General features: G+C 52.0%; 20 protein-coding genes and 1 other annotated feature. All 20 genes read left to right on the top strand.

The features are described from left to right. Window positions 1-42: 42 nt before the first annotated feature. The 20 genes from bshC to EVJ22_RS04630 all read left to right on the top strand — a co-directional run bounded on the left by bshC (window position 43) and on the right by EVJ22_RS04630 (window position 21485). A complete protein-coding gene (bshC, locus tag EVJ22_RS04725) occupies window positions 43-1575 on the top strand; it encodes a bacillithiol biosynthesis cysteine-adding enzyme BshC (protein WP_233589603.1) in 1533 nt (510 codons plus the stop codon). Window positions 1576-1743: 168 nt separating this feature from the next. After that, window positions 1744-2676: a 16S rRNA (cytosine(1402)-N(4))-methyltransferase RsmH gene (gene rsmH, locus EVJ22_RS04720; RefSeq protein WP_071399549.1), complete on the top strand. Its 933-nt coding sequence runs from the start codon at window positions 1744-1746 to the stop codon at window positions 2674-2676. A 23-nt stretch (window positions 2677-2699) separates the two neighbouring features. Then, on the top strand, window positions 2700-3062 hold the full coding sequence (ftsL, locus tag EVJ22_RS04715) for a cell division protein FtsL (protein WP_084813098.1): 363 nt from the start codon (window positions 2700-2702) through the stop codon (window positions 3060-3062). Window positions 3063-3100: 38 nt separating this feature from the next. Continuing rightward, window positions 3101-5209, top strand: a complete 2109-nt coding sequence (locus EVJ22_RS04710) for a penicillin-binding transpeptidase domain-containing protein (RefSeq protein ID WP_233589602.1) — start codon at window positions 3101-3103, stop codon at window positions 5207-5209. 58 nt (window positions 5210-5267) lie between these two features. Next, window positions 5268-6572: a UDP-N-acetylmuramoyl-tripeptide--D-alanyl-D-alanine ligase gene (locus EVJ22_RS04705; protein WP_071399554.1), complete on the top strand. Its 1305-nt coding sequence runs from the start codon at window positions 5268-5270 to the stop codon at window positions 6570-6572. 21 nt (window positions 6573-6593) lie between these two features. Further along, window positions 6594-7553 (top strand): phospho-N-acetylmuramoyl-pentapeptide-transferase, encoded by a 960-nt coding sequence (mraY, locus tag EVJ22_RS04700; protein WP_131440343.1) that lies wholly within the window; start codon window positions 6594-6596, stop codon window positions 7551-7553. A 15-nt stretch (window positions 7554-7568) separates the two neighbouring features. Next, window positions 7569-8906, top strand: a complete 1338-nt coding sequence (gene murD, locus EVJ22_RS04695; protein WP_233589601.1) for a UDP-N-acetylmuramoyl-L-alanine--D-glutamate ligase — start codon at window positions 7569-7571, stop codon at window positions 8904-8906. Beyond that, window positions 8903-9979, top strand: a complete 1077-nt coding sequence (murG, locus tag EVJ22_RS04690; protein WP_131443397.1) for an undecaprenyldiphospho-muramoylpentapeptide beta-N-acetylglucosaminyltransferase — start codon at window positions 8903-8905, stop codon at window positions 9977-9979. Before murD ends, murG begins: the two co-directional genes overlap by 4 nt. Before the next feature lie 13 nt (window positions 9980-9992). Further along, window positions 9993-10763 carry a cell division protein FtsQ/DivIB gene (locus EVJ22_RS04685; RefSeq protein WP_071399557.1) on the top strand — a complete coding sequence of 257 codons (771 nt, stop codon included), beginning with the start codon at window positions 9993-9995 and terminating at the stop codon, window positions 10761-10763. Between the two features lie 255 nt (window positions 10764-11018). Beyond that, complete coding sequence (ftsA, locus tag EVJ22_RS04680) at window positions 11019-12281, top strand: cell division protein FtsA (protein ID WP_233589600.1); 1263 nt, start codon at window positions 11019-11021, stop codon at window positions 12279-12281. Window positions 12282-12328: 47 nt separating this feature from the next. Further along, window positions 12329-13474: a cell division protein FtsZ gene (ftsZ, locus tag EVJ22_RS04675; RefSeq protein WP_070327556.1), complete on the top strand. Its 1146-nt coding sequence runs from the start codon at window positions 12329-12331 to the stop codon at window positions 13472-13474. Window positions 13475-13527: 53 nt separating this feature from the next. Continuing rightward, window positions 13528-14289 (top strand): peptidoglycan editing factor PgeF, encoded by a 762-nt coding sequence (gene pgeF / locus EVJ22_RS04670; protein WP_071399559.1) that lies wholly within the window; start codon window positions 13528-13530, stop codon window positions 14287-14289. Continuing rightward, window positions 14286-14939 (top strand): YggS family pyridoxal phosphate-dependent enzyme, encoded by a 654-nt coding sequence (locus EVJ22_RS04665; protein WP_131443395.1) that lies wholly within the window; start codon window positions 14286-14288, stop codon window positions 14937-14939. The genes pgeF and EVJ22_RS04665 overlap by 4 nt, the downstream gene beginning before the upstream one ends. A gap of 23 nt (window positions 14940-14962) precedes the next feature. Next, entirely contained in the window at window positions 14963-15430 is a 468-nt protein-coding gene (locus tag EVJ22_RS04660; protein WP_070327553.1) for a cell division protein SepF, read from the top strand. Window positions 15431-15434: 4 nt separating this feature from the next. Further along, window positions 15435-15707, top strand: coding sequence for a YggT family protein (locus tag EVJ22_RS04655; RefSeq protein WP_070327552.1), 273 nt, complete (start codon window positions 15435-15437; stop codon window positions 15705-15707). Further along, complete coding sequence (locus tag EVJ22_RS04650) at window positions 15708-16478, top strand: YlmH family RNA-binding protein (RefSeq protein ID WP_131443393.1); 771 nt, start codon at window positions 15708-15710, stop codon at window positions 16476-16478. 18 nt (window positions 16479-16496) lie between these two features. Next, complete coding sequence (locus EVJ22_RS04645) at window positions 16497-17042, top strand: DivIVA domain-containing protein (protein ID WP_016509011.1); 546 nt, start codon at window positions 16497-16499, stop codon at window positions 17040-17042. 2 nt (window positions 17043-17044) lie between these two features. Beyond that, window positions 17045-17265: a binding site (T-box leader), on the top strand. Window positions 17266-17314: 49 nt separating this feature from the next. Continuing rightward, window positions 17315-20041 (top strand): isoleucine--tRNA ligase, encoded by a 2727-nt coding sequence (gene ileS, locus EVJ22_RS04640; RefSeq protein ID WP_131443391.1) that lies wholly within the window; start codon window positions 17315-17317, stop codon window positions 20039-20041. A gap of 59 nt (window positions 20042-20100) precedes the next feature. Further along, complete coding sequence (gene lspA, locus EVJ22_RS04635; protein WP_131443389.1) at window positions 20101-20574, top strand: signal peptidase II; 474 nt, start codon at window positions 20101-20103, stop codon at window positions 20572-20574. Next, complete coding sequence (locus EVJ22_RS04630) at window positions 20574-21485, top strand: RluA family pseudouridine synthase (RefSeq protein WP_071399562.1); 912 nt, start codon at window positions 20574-20576, stop codon at window positions 21483-21485. The genes lspA and EVJ22_RS04630 overlap by 1 nt, the downstream gene beginning before the upstream one ends. Window positions 21486-21557: the final 72 nt, after the last annotated feature.

Here is a 21557-nt window from a genome sequence, read left to right as displayed (position 1 = left end):
GAAAGGAAGTCGTTATACGTGAGGATAGAGTCGCTAGACGCCATGTACAGTCCATCTTCCCCGATGATCCAAATCGAAGCGGAATATACGAAGTGGCTGGACTATAAAGGAATGGACGAGCTCGAAGCTCGAGCGAGCGAGCTTGAAGGACGCTCATACCCGCATCTGGAATCGTTAGCAGAGATTCTTCGGGCGCAACAGACGGTTCACGGGCCGCTCTCGGACGTGCTTGACTCAAAACTCGACGCGCTCGCGAAAGGCGAGGCGTTCACGATTGTGACCGGACAGCAAGTCGGCGTCTTCGGGGGCCCGTTGTTTGCGGTGTATAAGCTGTTAACCGTGCTCAAACGAGCGAAACAGGCGGAGGCCGTGCTCGGTAAGCCGGTCATCCCGATTTTTTGGATGGCGACCGAGGATCATGACTTCGCCGAGATCAACCATGTGTACGCCCCCCAGCCGTTGTCACGGCAACTGCGGAAAGAAGCGTTGTCGACCGTTCCGCTCGCAGGGAAGGCATCGGTCGGAGAACTCGAATTCGACCGTCTCAAAATCGAACTTGTCCAAATGTTGCAACGTCTGTTCGTGTCGGAGACAGAGACTGTCCATACGGCGACGCTTTATCATGAGCTTGTCGCCTTACTCCAAGCGAGTCACTCGTTCGCACAATTTTTTGGGAAGATGATGCGGCGTTTCGTCGGGAACGATTTTCTCCTGTTCGACCCGCATCAGCCTGGTGTACGCCGGCTCGAACGTGAGGCGTTCAAACAGTTGATCGTGCAACACGACCGCTTGCACGAAGTGTTCCGCGACTCATTCGAGGACGGCATGCCGACCGTAGAACTGAACCGCGATGCGGCCCACGTATTTTATCATGACGGGACGCGTGAATTGTTGACGAAAGAACAAGATGTCTTCACGACGAAACGCGGTCACCGCTTCACGGAGGCGGAACTGTTACAAGAAATTGATGAGCATCCCGAACGGTTCTCGAATAATGTCGTGTCCCGGCCACTCATGCAAGATTACTTGTTCCCGACGCTCGCATACGTCGCCGGTCCGGGGGAAATCGCCTATTGGCTCCAACTTCGTCCGTTGTTTCATGTATTCGGTTGGAAGATGCCGTTGTTGATCCCAAGACTTGGCGCTGTCGTCATGTCGACGAACGACGAGAAAAAACTCGCTCAAGAAGGGACCACGCTCGTCGATTACTTGACGAATCCGCTCCCGGACCATTCGTTCGATGACGAATCGTTTGACCAAAGTCTGTATGCCTACCGCACGCTGTCTGAAGCAATCGGGCAAGAGGCAGGAAAGCGCGGGCATCGCTTTGAGACGAACGCGCGAAATATCCTTGACCGTCTTGCTGACGAGATGCGGGCCGAGGCGAAGCGCGAGCAGTATCGTTTGAATCGACGTCGGATCCATCTGTCGACACGCTTGTTGCCGATGGACGCACCGCAAGAGCGGATCTGGTCGATGGTCCCACTGATGAATCGTCACGGAGACGATTTATTCGTTCGGTTACGCGCCGCCTATGAACAGGCGGAATGGGAGCGTTGTTTAGTCAAAATTTGATTGTGAAATCGTAAATGATCGAGGTTCTCCACTTGTTTGGAGAACCATTTTTTGTTTGTTACCTTTTTGTTTCCTATTTTCGCTAAAAACCAATGCGTAGCTTGACATTTTTATGATAAAGTAAATGTAATAAACTAGTTGAAAAATGTAGGTTGAGAGGGTTTTTGTATGTTTGAGCATGAAACGGTTTTAAAAATGGAGTCTGTTGATGGACTGAACATCAAACCGGACGGAATTTACGTCGATTGTACGTTAGGGGGAGCCGGTCATAGCGAAGAGATTGTGAAACGCCTGACGACGGGCCATCTTTACGCCTTCGACCAGGACGACGTCGCACTCACGCACGCTGCTGAGCGTTTGGCTCCATATGAGGACCGGGTTACGTTTATAAAGAGCAACTTCGTCCACCTGAAAGACGAGTTAGCGGTACGAGGTGTGACAAAAGTCGATGGAGTATTATTTGACCTCGGTGTCTCTTCACCACAGTTAGATGAGGCAGAACGCGGCTTTAGCTATAATTTTGACGCTCCGCTCGATATGCGAATGGACCGGTCACGAGATTTTTCGGCGTACCACGTCGTCAACGAATGGCCGTTCGGGGACCTCGCCCGCATTTTCTTTACATACGGGGAAGAGAAGTTCTCGAAACAGATTGCGCGTAAGATCGAACAAGCTCGTGCCGTCAAGCCGATTGAGACGACGTTCGAACTCGTCGAATTGATTAAAGACGCAATTCCGGCGCCGGCGCGACGCAAAGGCGGCCATCCGGCGAAACGGACGTTCCAAGCGATCCGTATCGCTGTGAACGACGAATTGAACGTGTTCGATCGTGCCGTCCAAGACGCGATTGACATGCTCGCCATCGGTGGACGGATTTGTGTGATCACGTTCCATTCACTTGAAGACCGCATCTGTAAGCAGGTTTTCAAAGAGAAGAGCCAGTATCCACAGTTGCCAAAAGGATTGCCGATTATCCCAGAAGAGTTCGAACCGGAATTGAAGCTGATCACACGCAAGCCGATCACTGCCGGAGATAACGAACTTGAAGACAACCGCCGGGCCCGGTCGGCCAAACTTCGGATCGCCGAAAAACAAAAATAGATTGTACGTAGGAGGGATACCTGATGCCAGAAGCTGCCCGCAAGGCTCTGCAGCCTCAAATTTCACCGAATCGAAATCCGATTCCGCAAGAACGACCAATACCAGCTCCGAAACGACGTACGTTGACCTTGTTCGAATCCATCCTGTACCCGACGATGATTTTCTCGGTCGTCTTGTTCGGTGGCATCACGGTGTCGAAACATAACGAAGCGTACAATATTATGCGAGATACTGCTGTCATCAGCCAAGAGATGAACACGATCTCGAAAGAGAATGAAGAACTGAAGTATGAGATTGCCCAACTAAGCTCACCTGAGAGAATTTATGCGATTGCTGAAAAGCTCGGCATGCAGTTCAATGAAAAGAACGTTTTGGTGATCGACTGATGAATTCTCTACAACAGAGTAAAAAAAGAGTGGCGTGGGTGGCGATCGTTTGCTTCACACCGCTCTTTTTATTTTTTGTCGGCTGGTTCCTCTACTTGTCCGTCTTTCAGACGTACAAAGGGGAGAACATGCTCGCTTTCGCTGAAGAAGAGCGTTGGAAGGCTGTCAGTACACTTAAGGCAGAGCGTGGAGAGATTTTTGATCGGTTCGGGCAACCGATTGCCATCAATATCCCGTCCTACCGGATTGTCGCGGTCTTGAAGCTAGGGGGAGAGCGGGTCGAAAACAAGACGCTCTTGCCTGACGAATTTAAAGGTGCGTCTAAAGAGCTTGCGACGGTCATCCCGATGACTGAAGCCGATATTTTGAAACGGCTCGAACAAAATGTCGATCGCGGTCAAATCGAGTTCGGGGTACCGGGCCGTGATTTGACGGTCGAACAAAAAGAAGCAATCGAAGCGTTTGAGATTCCGGGCATCACGTTCGTAGAAGAACCGAAACGCTATTACCCGAATAAAGTCTTTGCTTCATCCGTCGTCGGCTACGCCCAAAAGATTGATCAAAACGGGCGCATCGAACTCGTCGGAGAACTTGGGATTGAAAAATCGCTCAATGACGTGCTGAGTGAATCGTACGGTTTATATCGTTTCGAGAAAGATTTAGCAGGCAGGCAGCTCGTGTCGAGCGATGAACAACTAAAAATCGACCCGGAAGACGGGGCGGACGTCCAGTTGACGCTCGATCATCGCATCCAACAACTGCTTGATACGAAAATGGATGAACTGTATAAAGAATATAAACCGAAAAATGCGACGGCGATCATCATGGATCCAAAGACCGGTGAGATCATCGCTTTGTCCGATCGTCCGTCTTTTGATCCGAATACCCGTGAGATCACGTCTTACAGCAACTTCTCTGTCTCATCACGCTTTGAGCCAGGTTCGACGATGAAAATCTTCACACTCGCCGCAGCAATCAATGAAGGTGTTTACAACCCGAACGAGCTGTACAAATCCGGGTCTTACAAGTATGGCAAGACGGTGTTCAATGATTATAACGTTACCGGATGGGGTACGATTCCTATGGTGGAAGGCGTCTGGCACTCTTCAAACGTCGCCTTCTCGATTTTAGCGAATGACCGACTCGGACTCGACCGATACGAAGATTACTTCAAGGCGTTCAAGTTCGACCAACGAACGGGCGTCGATTTGCCGGGAGAAGTGAACAGTCAATACGACTTCGATAGTCCGATGAACGTGTTGATCACAGCATGGGGACAATCGACGGCGATGACACCGATGCAAATCCTACAAGCGACTTCCGCGATCGCGACCGACGGGACGATGAAACAACCGTACGTGATTAAAAAAGTCGTCAACCGTGAAACGGGCGAGACGATTCGGACGACCAATCCGAAAACTGTCGGTCAACCGGTCACGGAAGAAACGGCCAAGCTGACACGCGAAGCACTCGACGGTGTCGTCAATAGTGATCTCGGAACCGGTCAACTGTATGCGCTCGATAATTATCGCGTCATCGGAAAAACCGGGACGGCTCAAATTGCCGAAAATGGGAAGTACTTGAGCGGTCAGTACATCCACTCGTTCGTCGGAATGGCACCGAAAGATGATCCGGAACTTGTCATGTATATTGCGGTCGACCGACCGAACGGCGACTCGTCGACGACGGGTCCGCGCATCATGGCGCCGCTGTTCAAGGATGTCATGGACGTGGCGTTGCGTTATCGAAGCGTCGAACCGGAAAAACAAACGAAAACAATCGATGCGTCGACGAAGACGACGGAAACATACGTCGAGCTTGGTCGTGATGAGGCGGTCAAGCAGGCGAAAGCCGCTTCGTTCGAACCGATCTTACTCGGTAGCGGGGACGATGTCGTCGCTCAAAGCCCGGTCGAGGGGCAATCGTACGTCGTCGGGGAGCGTCTCCTGTTGAAGACGGAGGACTCGTTCACGATGCCGAACCTATCAGGCTGGTCGCTTCGTGATGCGAAACGATTGGCGACGCTCTATCAATTGAATTTAGAAATAGACGGAACGGGCTTTGTCACTTCCCAGTCAATCGGGAAAGGCAAGCCGGTCAAGAACGGGGCGACACTCAAAGTGAGGCTCCAATCGCCGTCGAACTAACGCATAGGGATGAAGAGGGCCTCGGCTCTCTTTTCCTTTGTCACAGGAGGAAATAAGGATGGAACAGTTAACGATACAGACACTTGCTTCTTGGTTTGGGATGGAGACGGACGACACTCGTGAGGTCCGTCATGTCGCGACCGACTCGAGGGACGGTAATGAGGATGGATTGTTCGTGCCGATCATCGGGGCTCGCGTCGATGGCCACGACTTCATCGATGCGGCCGTCCAAAAAGGCGCAATCGTGACGTTTTGGGAGCAGGGGCGTCCGCTGCCGGAAGGGATTGTGGCGATTCCTGTCGAGTCACCGCTAAAGGCGCTGCAAGAAGCGGCGGCACGATACTTGGCTGAAATCGATCCGTTCGTGGTCGCGATCACCGGTTCAAACGGCAAGACGTCGACGAAAGACATGGTTGCCGTCGTTCTCGGGGAAAAGTTCAAAACCCACAAGACGGCTGGAAACTTCAACTCGGACGTCGGTCTGCCGCTGACCGTACTGCGAATGCCTCGTGACACGGAAGTCGCGGTGCTCGAGATGGGGATGAACGGATTCGGGCAAATCGAGTTGTTATCGAAACTTGCCAAGCCTGACGTCGCGTTCGTGACGAACATCGGCGAGTCGCACGGCGAACAAGTCGGAGGTCGCTCAGGGATCGCTAAAGCAAAACTTGAGATTAAAGCCGGGCTCAAACCGGACGGGGTGCTCATCGTCGATGCCGACGAGCCGCTTTTGGCCAACGAAGGTTACCGAGTCGGTTACGACGCGACGGCGGATGGGAAACTTGAAGTCGTCGAATCGACGTTTGACGCCTCGATTTTCCGCTACAATAACGAGTTTTATGAGTTAAAAGTGCTCGGAGCCCACCAAATCCGGAATGCGGCGTATGCGATCGCGTGCGGGCTCAAATTAGGTCTTGATCACGAGACAATCCAACGCGGCCTGAATCGGGTTCAATTGACATCGATGCGGATGGAGAAGCAAATGTTCGGTGACGCGCATTTGATCAATGACGCCTACAACGCGAGCCCGACATCGATGATTGCCGCCATCGAGACGGTGAAAACGTTAGAAGGCTTTAGCCGTCGTGTCCTTGTCCTCGGGGATATGTACGAACTCGGAACAGATGAACAGGCCCAGCACGAGAGTGTCGGCCACGTCATCACGGCGCCTGTGACCGATTGCGTGCTGATCGGCGACAAAGCGAAATGGATCACACAAGGGATCAGTGACCCGCGCGTGAATGTGACGATGGTCCCAACGGTAGAGGAAGCGAAAGCACTCCTCAGCAGTTATCAACGGCCACAGACTGTGATATTGTTAAAAGCATCGCGAGGACTTGCGCTTGAGCGCTTAGTCCAATAAATAGAGTAGTGAGGTACGAATATGTTAATCAGTTTAATCGTCTTAATCAGTTCATTATTGACCGTATTGGTCGTCATGCCGCGAGCCATCCCGGCGCTTCGTAACTTAAAGTTTGGTCAGGAGATCCGGGACGAGGGTCCGGATTGGCATCAAAAGAAATCAGGGACACCGACGATGGGCGGGATCGTCATCCTGCTCGCACTTCTCGTCGGATTCTTCGTATCGCTCGTGTTTGGAGAAGCGGTCGCCGGATTCGGGACGCTCTTGTTCGTCACGCTCGCGTTCGGGATCATTGGATTCCTTGACGACTACATTAAAGTCGTCAACAAACGCAACCTTGGATTGACATCGCTCCAAAAGTTGATTGGCCAAATCATTGTCTCGGTGTTGTTCGTTTGGTTCTTATCACTTGGCGGCGGGCTCGACACAACAATCAGCATTCCGTTCACATCGATCGCGTTTGATACGGGCTGGTTCTACATCGCCATCGTCATCTTCTGGCTCGTCGGCTTCTCGAACGCCGTCAACTTGACGGACGGTTTGGACGGTCTCGTTTCGTTCTCGGCCATCCCGACGTTTGCGTTCTTTGGAATTTATGCGTTAGGACAAGACGAAGTCGGCATCGCTTGGTTTGCGTTTAGTACGGTCGGAGCACTCCTTGGGTTCCTCGTCTTTAACAAATACCCGGCGAAAATTTTCATGGGTGACACGGGTTCGCTCGCTTTAGGCGGAGCGGTCGCTGGTCTCGCCCTCATGTTGAAACTTGAATTATTACTCGTCTTCGTCGGTATTATTTTTGTCATCGAGACGCTCAGTGTCATCTTGCAGGTCATCTCGTTTAAAACGACGGGGAAACGAATCTTTAAGATGAGTCCGATCCACCACCATTTCGAGATGGTCGGCTGGTCAGAATGGCGCATCGTATTGACGTTCAGTGGAATTAGCTTGATCACGGCAGTATTGTCGTTACTTCTCATGTAATGGATGGTGGAAGACATGAATCAACAGTGGAATGGTAAGCGAGTCCTCGTACTCGGGGCGGCTCGGAGCGGTATCGCAGCTGCCGCCTATTTAAAGGCGGTTGGCGCAGACGTAGTGATCAATACGGGCAGTGAGCCAACAGAAGCAGAGCAGGCAAAGATTGAAGCGCTAAACGTAAAAACTGTCTTCGGCTCGCATCCGCTTGAACTGTTAGACGAAGCTGAACTGATCGTCAAGAATCCGGGTATCCCTTATCAGATCCCGTTACTAGAAGAAGCGATTGCGCGTCACATCCCGATTTATACGGAAATCGAGCTCGCTTATTTGGCAACAGAGGCAGATTTTGTCGCCATCACCGGGTCGAACGGTAAAACGACGACGACGACGCTCGTCCATGAGCTGTTAAAAGGTGGCAAACGCCCCGTCCACGTGGCGGGGAATATCGGGTTTCCGGCCATCGAAGTCGCGACGCAAGCCGCGCCGGGCGACCTGATCGTGATCGAACTATCGAGTTTTCAGCTGATGGGAGTGGAAGCGTTCCATCCCCGCTCGGCAGCGCTACTCAACTTGTCAGAAGCCCATCTTGACTATCACGGTGACTTCGAATCGTACGCTGACGCGAAAGCGAATCTGTTCCAAAACATGACGCCTTCAGACCGGGTCGTCGTCAAAGGAGAGGATCGAGAAGTCATGAAGCGAGTGCCGACTGGACTTTCGGCTCAAACGTTTGGCTATGAAGCCGGTGACGCGCATGTCGATTCAGGATGGATCACTTTGCATGGCGCACGGATCATGCCGGTGTCAGAACTTGCGCTTGGAGGCGCCCATAACGTCGAGAACGTATTGGCCGCGCTCTTGTTGATCGAGCCGTTTGCCATCCCGACTGATCATATCGAGCACGTCTTACGCACGTTCGGCGGCGTCGCCCATCGGACGGAGAGCCTCGGCCGTGTGCTTGGCCGAAGTGTCTACAACGATTCAAAAGCGACGAACAACGTCGCTGCCGAAGCAGCGCTCACTGGTTTTGAGGCACCGATTGTTTGGTTATGTGGCGGGCTCGAACGTGGAGCCGACCTGACATCACTCGTTCCGGCGATGAAACGGGTGAAAGCTGTCATCGCTTACGGCGAGACGGCTGAAAGGTTCAAAACGTTAAGTGAATCAGAAAATATTCCGGCGCAAGCCGTCGCCACGCTCGACGAGGCGGTGCCGCTCGCGTTTGAACAGTCCGTTGCAGGCGACGTGATCTTGCTGTCGCCGGCCTGTGCGAGCTGGGATCAATATAAGACGTTTGAAGAACGAGGCGAACATTTCGTCAAGCTCGTGAACGCATATGAGGAGGCAAACCGATGAGAGTCATCATTTCTGGTGGAGGGACGGGTGGTCACATCTATCCGGCGCTCGCCCTGCTCGATATGTTGAAAGAGCGGCATACCGATTTAGAGGTGCTCTATATCGGGACCGAGAACGGGCTTGAAGCCGATCTCGTACCGCGAGCAGGTATCCCGTTCAAATCGATTCGAATCAGTGGCTTGAAACGGTCGCTTTCGATTGAGAACGTCAAGACGGGTTATCGGTTCGTCCAATCGGTTCTCGCATTGCGAAAAGACATGAAAGCGTTCCGACCTGACGTCGTCATCGGAACGGGCGGTTTCGTGTCCGGGCCTGTCGTCTTCACCGCACAACTGCTCGGTATTCCGACGATTTTGCATGAACAAAACAGTATCCCGGGACTGACGAATAAGTTTTTGTCTAAAAAAGCAGATCGTGTCGCGCTGTCGTTCGCCGGTTCTGAACAACATTTCCCAGGGGCGAACGTGCAAGTCATCGGGAATCCACGGGGCAGTGAGGTCTTGAAGACAACGGCAGACGAGATGAAACTGCGCACCGAGTATGGGATTGACGAACGACCGATTGTTCTCATCTATGGCGGAAGCCGAGGGGCGGAAGCGATCAATCGAGCGGTCATCGAGGCGATCCCAGAACTCGCGACTGAACCTGTGAACGTCTTATATGTGACCGGAAAAGTGCATTTTGACGATGTCGTCGCCAAAGCGCCGAGCTCAGATAACGTCCAAATCTTGCCTTACGTCTACGATATGCCAGAACTCCTCGCTTGTGCGAGTCTCGTCGTCTCACGGGCCGGTGCTTCGACCATCTCGGAATTGACTGCACTCGGTTTGCCGAGCGTTTTAATCCCAAGCCCTTACGTGACAGCGGATCATCAGACGAAAAATGCGTCGGCGCTCGTCGAGAGCGGTGCCGCTGAGCTGATAAAAGAGCAAGCGTTGACAGGCGCGACGCTCGTCGCGTCGATCCGTCACGTCTTGGACAACCATGACGAGATGGCCGCAGCATCGAAACGATTAGGATTCCCGCATGCCGCGGAATCACTCGCCGACCTTGTTGAAGAAGTAAGCCGATAAAGGAGAGAAGTTAATGGAGACGCGTCAGAATACCGTTCGCAGTTTGGAAGATCGGATTCCGTATATGAAGGACCAACGGCGCAAAAAAGCGAATCGACGCTTGGCGACGATTCTACTCTTGTTTGCCGTGCTCATCGCACTCGTCGTCTATATGCAGACGTCGGTTTCTGACGTGAAGGCCGTGAATGTGTCCGGACTCGACTGGTTGACTGAAGCCTATGTCCTTGAGGGGACGGATCTTGACACGTCTTCAAAGATTGTTCGCATCTCTCCGAACGACATTGAGCAGACGATTCGCGCACTCCCGGGAGTGCGGGACGCCAAAGTCGATCGGTCTTGGTATAACATCGTCACCGTGGACGTCGAAGAAGAGAAGATGATCGCTTACTCGCGAAACGACTCAGAAGAAGTCGTCGTGCTCGCAGACGGATCACTTCACCCGACCGGACAAATCGATGATCCGGAGAAGTTGCAGGATGGTCCGCTCTTACGTGAGTTCACGGACGTCGCCGAGCTCGAGAAAGTGGCAAGTGAACTCGAGCAAGTCGATGACGCGATGCGGGCCCGGATGTCTGAAATCGTCTTTTCGAAAAAAAAGGATGAACCAGTCCAGTATGAGATTTATATGAACGATGGAAACACGTTGCTCACACCGACGTTCAAATTGAGCGAAACCGTCTCAAAATACGGGGATATCTTTGAAAACATCCCAAAAGGCCAACGCGGAACCGTCGTCATGGACGGAGGCTTTTACTTCGTCCCTTACGAAAAAACGAAAGAATAATCTGAATTTTTACAGTCCTTAGACACGTAAGGGCTGTTTTTTTATGGTTTGTAATCGAATTGACACCCCAAAACCGCTTAATTTGTAGGATTCTACCTTTTCTCACTATGTTATTTGTTGTAAACTTAAACGTGAGATATCTTGCCGGACCTATCAATATTTTTGGATATCTGTAACAATGTAACGGAAATTCAGAAACAGAAATTTAAGCGCGGAGGTGTTTCCCTTTTGGAAGCGAACGGTTATGTTGCCGCATTGGATATAGGAACGTCAGAAATTAAGCTCGTCGTGGGCGAATTGCTCGGAGGAACGCTTAACATTTTGGCGGAGGGGTGCGCCCCGTCTGCAGGAGTAAAACGTGGCGCCGTCGTCGACATCGATAAAACGGTTCAAGCCATTAAGCAAGCCGTCGAACATGCCGAAGCGGCGCTCGGTGATCAAGTTCGTTCGGTATATGTTGCCATCGAAGGGGAACACATTCAAATTGCCCCGTGTCATGGAATCGCATCGGTGAAACGAGAAGACCAAGAAATCACGGATGTCGACGTCATCGAAGTCATCAATTCGGCGCAAGTGATGCGTTTGCCGGATGAGATGAGCGTCATCGATGTCATTCCGTCGTCATTCACAGTCGACCAACAGACAGGGGTCGTCGATCCCCGTGGTATGCTCGGCTATCGGTTAGAAATGCACGGGAAAATGGTAACGGGTTCAAAAACGGTCCTACATAGCATCCGTCGTTCGATTGAACGGGCAGGTCTTACGCTAGAAGGATTTGTGCTCGGTAACTTGGCGCTTGGAATGAGTGCTGCTTCCGTCGATGAAATCGACCTTGGAATCGGCCTCGTCGACATCGGACATGAAAAGACGACCGTCTCTGTATTTTATCGCGGTGATCTCGTCTACTCGTATATCCTCCCAGTCGGTGGGGACCACATGACGCGAGACTTGGTATATAAACTCAACTGTAAGTACCAAGACGCAAAAGTGGCGAAAGAAGAATACGGACTCGCACTCGAAGAAATGGCGGACGCTTCTGAAGGATTCTCGTTCACGAATATTAACGGGGAAGTGGCATTCGAGCCACAAGCAGAAATTAGTTACGTTTTAGAGGCGCGAATAGAGGAAATGTTCACACTCGTGTTGAATAGAGTGCAAAAGGTAGGTGTTCCACCGCTCAGCGGAGGTTATCTCCTCTGTGGCGGAGCGGCTGCCTTGCCTGGCATCCAGGAATTGGCGACGCGCGTCATGGGTCAAAAGACAAGACTCTACCAACCTTCGTCGATTGGTGTCAGACATCCGAAATACGCGACGGCTGTCGGTGTTCTCAAGTATGTGCTCATGAGCGACCATCATGTCTCGAAGTCGCAACTTGAGAAGCCAGACGAGCGTGTGACTGTTCCGACACCAACTGGCGGGACAGAACGCGACATCGATCGTGATGACGAGCCTGAAACAACAGAGCGCGAATCTAAAAATGGATTCGGGCGTTTAATGGAAAAATTATTTGGCGTGTAAGCTGATGATGTGTTAACAATTGGAAATTACGTAGGGGGATACCTGAAATGATGTACTTTGATGAGGCGATTGACGCCGTAGCAAAAATTAAAGTAATTGGAGTCGGTGGTGGTGGTTCAAACGCCGTCAACCGAATGATCGAGCACGGAGTGCAAGGTGTCGAGTTCATCGCGGTCAATACAGACGCACAAGCACTCAATATGTCGAAAGCGGACGTCAAGCTCCAGCTTGGCGCTAAATTGACACGCGGCCTTGGTGCCGGTGCGAACCCGGATATCGGCAAGAAAGCGGCTGAAGAAAGCCGTGAGCAATTGATCGAAGCACTTGACGGTGCCGATATGGTCTTCGTCACTGCCGGTATGGGTGGGGGAACAGGTACGGGCGCTGCACCAGTCATCGCTGAGATTTCAAAAGAAATCGGAGCGCTCACAGTCGGTGTCGTCACGAAACCGTTCATGTTCGAAGGACGCAAACGGATGCAGCATGCGCAACACGGAATCCAAGCGTTCAAAGAAAAAGTCGATACACTCATCGTCATCCCGAATGACAAGTTACTTGAAATCGTCGAGCGGAACACGCCGATGATCGAAGCGTTCCGCGAAGCGGATAACGTGCTTCGCCAAGGTGTCCAAGGGATTACAGACTTGATCGCCATCCCTGGTTTGATCAACCTTGACTTCGCCGACGTGAAAACGATCATGACGGAAAAAGGATCGGCGCTCATGGGTGTCGGTGTGGCGACTGGTGAAAACCGTGCCATCGAAGCAGCGAAAAAGGCGATTTCATCTCCATTGCTCGAGTCTTCGATCGAAGGCGCGAAAGGTGTCTTGATGAACATTACAGGCGGACTCAGCCTCAGCCTGTATGAAGTAACAGAGGCTGCTCAAATCGTTCAAAGCGCAGCTGATGAAGAAGTGAACTTGATCTTTGGTTCGGTCATCAACGAAAACTTGAACGAGGAGATCATCGTCACTGTCATCGCGACTGAGTTTGCGGAAGAGTCACAAGGCACGAACCCGTTCCTTCAGCAACCGAAGAAACAAGCGGAACCTGAGGCGAACAAAGAAGTTCAACCGAAACCGACTGAACCCGCTCAACAAGAAGAAGGGAACTTCCATAGACCAGTCTATGGTGGGGACGTCCCAGACGAGACGATCAACATCCCAGCGTTCGTAAGACAACGCCGTAACTAAACAACAGGGGGTGCCGTTCTCGGCACCCCCTTTTTCTAAAAAAGGAGACTGGTATGCAACTCATACATACATGGGAAACCGAAGCGTATCGCTATCTGGCTTACGTGACGACTCGGACGGATGGACACAATGAAGGCAATGTCGGTTTGCACGTCGGCGATGATGCGGAACAAGTCATTGCCAACCGGGAACGTTTCTTCACCGAAGCAAACTTGTCGCTCAGCGATTCGGTTTGGGCCGATCAAGTGCACGGGACGCGTGTCGCGACCGTCGACGAAGCGGACAAGGGCAAAGGCGCCTATCGATACGATGAGGCGATTCAAGCGACTGACGGGCTCGTCACGACCGCTACCGATTTGCCACTCGCTCTCGTGTTCGCCGATTGCGTCCCGTTGTTCTTTTGTGCGAAAGATCACGGAATCATCGGCATGGCTCATGCCGGATGGAAAGGGACGGTCGGAAACATCGTGTCTTCGATGGCGGACGCATTCGCTCGGCTCGGGGTTCCGGAACAAGACATCGAGATGTACGTCGGACCGGCCATCACGGCCGAGCATTATGAAGTCGATCGCCGTGTCCTAGATGCCGTCAATGCCGTCTCGCCCGAAGCGTATGCGGCCTCGGTGTATAACGAATCAGAACGTCATGCGAATCTATCATTGCAACGAGTCAATGAGACACTCGCTGTCGAAAGAAACATGGACGTCACGCAGTCGAACTTGTCGACCGCTTCCGATCGAGACTTTTTCTCGTATCGGAACGGAGACGCCAAACGTCGATTTGCCGCCGTCCTCGTCAAGGAGAAGAAATTGTGAGCATAGCTGATAACGTCAAACAAGTGAAACAGAATATTGAGAACCGTCAATCTGAAACAGCGGTGACGCTCATCGCGGTCACGAAGTCGGTCGGTGTCGACGTCGCGAACGCGCTTTACGTAGAAGGGGTCCGTGATTTCGGTGAGAACCGTCCGGAAGGCCTGCTCGAAAAAGTCAATGCGATGCCGTCGGACGCCAAGTTCCATTTTATCGGTAGTTTACAGACACGCAAAGTGAGACAAGTCATCGATCATGTTGCCGCAATCCATTCGCTCGATCGATTATCGCTCGCCGAAGAGATTGACAAACGGTCCGACCGTGTCATCGATTGTTTCGTCCAAGTGAACGTATCGGGCGAGACGTCAAAACATGGGCTTGAAAAAGAGGAAGTCATCCCGTTCATCGAGAACTGTAGACAGTATCGCCATATTCGGGTCATCGGACTGATGACGATGGCTCCGTTCACAGAAGATGAAGGTGTGATCCGTGAAACATTCCGTGCTTTGCGCGAATTGCGCGACCGCGTCGCGGCAAATCGCTTCGAACATGCACCATGCAACGAATTGTCGATGGGTATGTCTAACGACTACGAGTTGGCAATCGAAGAAGGCGCATCGTTTGTTCGTATTGGGACCGTACTTGTGCAATAATATATTCTAAGGAGGAATCCGTTATGTCAATCAAAAACAAAATGAAAGACTTCTTTGGACTTGAGGAAGATCCGAATCACGCGTATGAAGGGGAAGAGTATGCTGTCGCAGAGACGAACACTCAACCGACGACTGATGCGCTCGTCAAAACCGAGGAGCGTCCGAAACCATCGAACAATCTCGTCGCGCTAAACACGAAGAAGAAAGAACGTTCGAAAGTCGTTCTTGCCGAACCGCGCGTCTTTGCCGAGGCACAAGATATTGGCGACCAGTTGAAAGAAAATCGTGCCGTCATCGTCAATCTTCAGCGCATGTCGAAAGAGCAGTCTCGTCAAGTTGTAAACTTCTTATCGGGTGTCGTATACGCCCTAGAAGGAACGATGACGTCGATTGGACATAACACGATTCTATGTGCTCCGAACAATATCGAATTGACTGGATCGATTTCGAATTTGATTTCGGAGGACGAACTAAACAGTAAAGGGTGGTAAATGAATGGAAAATGCGATCCCTGCATTAGGCAATACGATTGTTACGCTTCTTGGATATTATAGTTGGGTCTTGATTGCCTATATTTTATTATCGTGGTTCCCGAATGCGAGAGAATCAAAATTCGGACAGATTTTGACATACTTGTGTGAGCCGTTTCTTAACCCGTTCCGTCGGATCATCCCGCCAATCGGCGGTATGCTCGACATTTCTCCAATCGTCGCCCTGTTCGTGCTTCGTATGGCGCAAGCAGGAGTGCGAGCGATTTTCGGTCTGTAAATGAGCGTCTTCGATCATTATCGACCGAATGAACGCCCGTTTGTCGAGCAAGTGCTCGACTGGGTGCGACAAGTCGAGGACAACTACTTGTTTAAATTGACGGATTTTTTAGACCCACGTGAGCAACAAATCGTCAGGCAACTCGTTGGCAAACGGCTCGCCATCTACGAGGACGGCGGTTTCCCTGGAGCTGAGCGGAAACGGCTTTTATTGACGCCCGACTACTATGAACTCGACGTGAACGACTTTGAAGTCAAGATTCTTCAAATCGATTATCCGACGAAGTTTGTCGACTTGACCCACCGCCAAGTGACAGGCACGCTTCTTAACGCGGGCCTGAAACGGCAAAAGTTTGGCGACGTTGTCCTCGCTGACGGGATCGCTCAGTTCGCGACGACGGCTGATGCGGCTGGATTCATCGAAATGAACGTGGATCGCGTCGGCAAAGCCCGGGTGCGGCTGTCTGATGTACCGGCCGCTTCGATTTTGACCGTCCCAGAAGTCAAATGGAGCGACGAGTTTGGCATCGTCTCCTCACTCCGCTTTGACGCGGTCGTGAGCGAGGTGCTCGGTCTATCGCGCCAGAAAGCACAGGCGCTCGTCAAACATGGTGACTGCAAAGTCAATCATAAGGCGATCACGGACGCGAGCTTTTTACTCGAACCAGACGATTTAGTTTCAATCCGGGGTTACGGTCGTGTCAAATTGATGGCAATCCTCGGCTCGACAAAGCGTGAGAAAATAAAAATCCAGTATGGCATCATACGTTGAATTTAGGAGGAAAGTCGAATGGCGTTGACACCGATTGATATTCATAACAAAGAGTTCTCGACTCGTTTCCGCGGGTACGATATCGATGAGGTCAATGAATTTTTAGATCAAATCATTAAAGAGTTTGAGCTATTGATTCGTGAAAATAGAAGGTACGAAGAACTCGTCAACGATATGCAAGCCCGTATTGACTACTTCTCCTCGATGGAAGACACGTTGAATAAATCGATTATCGTCGCACAAGAGGCGGCAGAAGAAGTCAAGACCAATGCGGCCAAAGAAGCCAGCCTCATCTTGAAGCAGGCTGAACGCGAAGCGCTCGCCCGAGAAGAGGAAGCGTCGCGTAAAGAGCAGATGGCCGAGCGTGAAGTCATTCAAATGTTGAAAAAAGTCGAACTGTACCGGACCCGGTTCCGTGTTCTCGTCGACGCACAGATGGAACTTCTAAATAGTACCGAATGGGACACGATTGTCGGAGAGCCGCCTGTCCAGACGGTTCTTGACGATACGAGTGAACTTGCGTATAATGACGACGAAGTCACACCAAACAAACATCACGGATAATAAACAATACGTTGATTAGGACACGTCAATAAAGTCACACCTACGAAGCGACTTAGGGAAGGTGCAAGCCTAAGAGAAAGACTTTATTTGGTATCCCCTATGAGTGTCATGCTGAACTGAGTAAGCGTGACCGCTTGACCTCGTTATCGGTTACCGAGAGCGGTCTCAAGGTCTACTTGAGATTAGTAGGGTGGTACCGCGAGTCGATGAACTCGTCCCTATTTGGGGGCGGGTTTTTTTTGTTTTTCAAAAAAGATGCAGGAGGAGTTTCAATGAACTACAAAGACACATTATTGATGCCTGATACAGAATTCGCGATGCGTGGAAATTTGCCGAAGCGCGAGCCAGCAATGCACGAGGCTTGGGAGCAGATGGACTTGTACAACCGCGTTCAAGAAAAGAATGCAGGAAAGCCGCAATACATTCTACATGACGGACCTCCGTACGCCAACGGTGACATCCATATGGGCCATGCACTCAACAAAGTGTTAAAAGACATCATCGTCCGTTTCAAGTCGTTGAACGGCTATCAATCACCGATGATCCCAGGTTGGGACACACACGGTCTCCCGATCGAAAACGCGCTTCAAAAAGCAGGCGTCAACCGTAAAGAGATGACTGTCGCCGAGTTCCGCGAAAAATGTGCCGCTTACGCGATGGAGCAAGTGAACTCACAACGTGAACAGTTCAAGCGTCTCGGACTGCTCGCTGACTTTGACAATCCATACATCACGCTCCAGCCTGAATATGAAGCGGCGCAAATCCGCCTGTTCGGCACGATGGCTGAAAAAGGATACATCTATAAAGGGAAAAAACCGGTCTATTGGTCACCGTCTTCTGAATCGGCACTCGCTGAGGCTGAAATCGAGTACTATGACAAAAAATCACCAGCCATCTATGTGGCATTCCAAGTCGTCGATGGCAAAGGCGTCCTCGGGACGACCGACCATTTCGTCATCTGGACGACGACACCGTGGACGATTCCGGCCAACCTCGGGATCGCTGTCAGCGATGAGCTGACATACACACGGATCGAACACGATGGCAAAGGGTATATCGTTGCCGAGACGCTCGTCGAAGAAGTGACGACAGCACTCGGCTGGGATGAGTACTCAGTGAGCGGGTCTTGGAACGGACGCGAGTTCGAACACATGACGGTACAGCACCCGCTTTACGACCGGACGTCACTCCTCATCCTTGGCGACCACGTCACGGCTGAAGCGACAGGCTGCGTCCATATCGCACCTGGCCACGGGGAAGACGACTACCGTGTCGGCCAAGCGTACGGACTTGACGTGTTGTGCCCGGTCGACGACCGTGGGTATATGACGGACGAAGCACCAGGCTTTGAAGGACTGTTCTATGAAGATGCGAACAAAGAGATCGGCATGAAGCTCGAAGCAAATGGCAACTTGTTGAAGCTCAAATTCATCAAGCACTCGTACCCGCACGACTGGCGTACGAAAAAGCCGGTCATCTTCCGGGCGACACCGCAATGGTTCGCTTCGATCAAAGACTTCCGCAGCGACATGTTGCGTGAAATCGAAGAAGTAAACTGGGTACCGGAATGGGGCATGACGCGCCTGTTCAACATGGTCCGTGACCGTGGCGACTGGGTCATCAGCCGTCAGCGGGCATGGGGTGTGCCGATCCCGATTTTCTACGCAGAAGACGGAACGGAAATCATCACGAACGAAACGATCGACCATATCGCCAACTTGTTCCATGAGCACGGATCAAACGTCTGGTACGAGCGCGAGGCGAAAGACTTGTTGCCATCCGGCTTCACACATCCGAACAGTCCAAACGGCGAGTTCCGTAAAGAAGTCGACATCATGGACGTCTGGTTCGATTCAGGTTCGTCACACGCAGGCGTGCTCGAACAGCGCGACAACTTGCGCCGTCCGGCCGACCTGTACCTAGAAGGTTCGGACCAATACCGTGGTTGGTTCAACTCGTCACTGTCGACTGCAGTCGCGACGACCGGCAAAGCACCGTATCGCAACGTCCTCAGTCACGGCTTCGTCCTTGACGGCGACGGCCGGAAGATGTCGAAATCGCTCGGCAACACGATTGCACCGAACGACCTCGTGAAACAGTACGGTGCTGAAATCGTACGTCTTTGGGTCGCGTCTGTGGACTATCAGTCAGACGTCCGCGCCTCGCATGACAACTTTAAACAAGTGTCAGAAGTATACCGGAAGATCCGTAACACGTTACGCTTCTTGCTCGGTAACTTGAACGGGTTCGATCCGTCGATGCGCGTCGCGTTCGAAGATATGCCGGAAGCCGACCGCTTCATGGCGACGAAGCTGAAACAACTTCAGACGAAAGTCGTCAAAGCGTACGATACGTTCGACTTTATGGCTGTTTACCACATGAGCCACAACTTCTGTGTCAACGAATTGTCGTCGTTCTATCTCGACTTCACGAAAGACATCCTCTACATCGAACGTGAAAACGATGCGCGTCGCCGTGCCGTTCAGACGGTCATGTATGATGCGGTCATCACGTTGACGAAGCTGCTTGCCCCGATCCTCCCGCATACGGCGGACGAAGTTTGGCAAGAAATCCCGGCCAAGACGGCGGATAGCGTCTTCTTGTCGGACCTTGAAGAAGTGGCGCCGCTCACGGAAGCAGAGACGGAATTACTCGCGAAATGGTCGAAATTCCTCACGTTCCGCGACGACGTCTTGAAAGCGATCGAGATCGCCCGCGGCGAGAAGTTGATCGGGAAACCGCTCGAAGCAAAACTTCAAGTCGCACCGAAGGGTGAGACGAAAGCGCTGCTCGATACGATCGATAACGTTCGTCAACTCCTGCAAGTGTCACAACTCGACTACGTCGATACGGCCGACGTCGACTACGCGACGGCGAAGATCAGCGTCGCGAAAGCAGACGGTGCCGCTTGTGCCCGCTGTTGGACGTATTCGACCGAACTTGGTCAGAACGCAGATCATCCAGAACTTTGCCCGCGCTGTACAGAAGTCATCGCATGAGCCGGACCGGAGTGGCGCACAGTCCACTCCGGTTTCTTATGACTTGAAAGGAGAATTTGATGAAACGTTATTACGGATTAGCAGTCGTTCTCATTTTGCTCGACCAAGTGACGAAATGGATCGTCGTCCAGACGATGACGATCGGTCAATCGATCGAATTGATTCCAGGATGGCTCTATTTGACATCGTACCGCAACAGAGGCGCGGCCTGGGGCATGCTCGAGGGACAGATGGTGTTCTTCTTCGTCGTCACCGCCATCGTCGTCGTCGGTCTGATCTACTTCTTGCATAAAGAAGTGAACGGGTTCAAACTGCTCGGCTACAGTGTCGGCTTACTGCTCGCCGGAGCGATCGGCAACTTTATCGATCGTCTGTTCCGGGGCGAGGTCGTCGACTTCGTCGACACGTACCCGTTCGGCTACAACTTCCCGATTTTTAACGTCGCCGATATGGCACTCACGTTCGGGGTCATCTTTATGATCATCGGCGTCTTGTTCGAAGAAAAATTAAACAAAGAAAGGGGACAATCGTAATGGAAACTTACACATTTGTCGCCGAAGAAAAGGCACGGATCGATAAATGGATGAGCGAACGAAGTGACTGGTCACGTTCGCAAATCCAAGACTGGATTAAGGCGGGGGACTTGCTCGTCAACGGTCAAGTCGTGAAGCCGAACTATAAACTGCAAGAAGGGGACGAAGTCGTCGTGACGGTGCCAGAAGCCGTCGAACTCCAAGTCCTCCCCGAAGATATTCCGCTCGACGTCGTGTTCGAGGACGAGGATGTCATCGTCGTCAACAAAGCACGTGGCATGGTCGTGCACCCTGCGGCCGGTCATACGTCTGGAACGCTCGTCAACGCGCTGTTATATCACTGTGACGACCTCTCAGGCATCAATGGTGTGAAGCGTCCAGGTATCGTCCATCGCATCGATAAAGATACGACGGGACTGCTCATGGTCGCGAAAAACGATATGGCGCACGAGTCACTCGCGCAACAGTTGAAAGACAGAACGATCAAACGCGAATACGTCGCCCTCGTCCACGGCGAGCTCGTCCATGAGCTCGGATCGATCGAGGCGCCGATCGGGCGCGACACGAACGATCGTCAGCGCATGACGGTGACAGACAAGAATGCGAAAGAAGCGGTGACACACTTCCGTCTGCTCGAGCGCTATAAAGACTTCACGCTCGTCGAGTGCAAGCTCGAGACAGGACGGACGCATCAAATCCGTGTCCATATGCGCTATATTGGCCATCCGCTTGCCGGAGACCCGAAATACGGACCGCGTCGGACAATCGATTTGAACGGGCAAGCGCTCCATGCAGCCACGCTCGGCTTCCATCATCCGCGGACGAACGAATGGCTCGAGTTCGAGGCGGCACTCCCGACCGACTTCGAGGCAGAGCTCGCAAAATTGGACAAAATCGAGAAAACACGTTGACTTTCAACCGATTCAGATTTATAGTCTAGAAAGCATAACACCTTTAAACCCAGTCCAGAGAGGCTGTGAAAG

Origin of the sequence: Exiguobacterium sp. SH0S7 (assembly GCF_004337195.1) — a bacterium.
GTDB lineage: Bacteria > Bacillota > Bacilli > Exiguobacteriales > Exiguobacteriaceae > Exiguobacterium > Exiguobacterium aurantiacum_A.
Note: the sequence above shows the minus strand (reverse complement) of the source record. Positions and strands in the feature narration are given on the sequence as shown.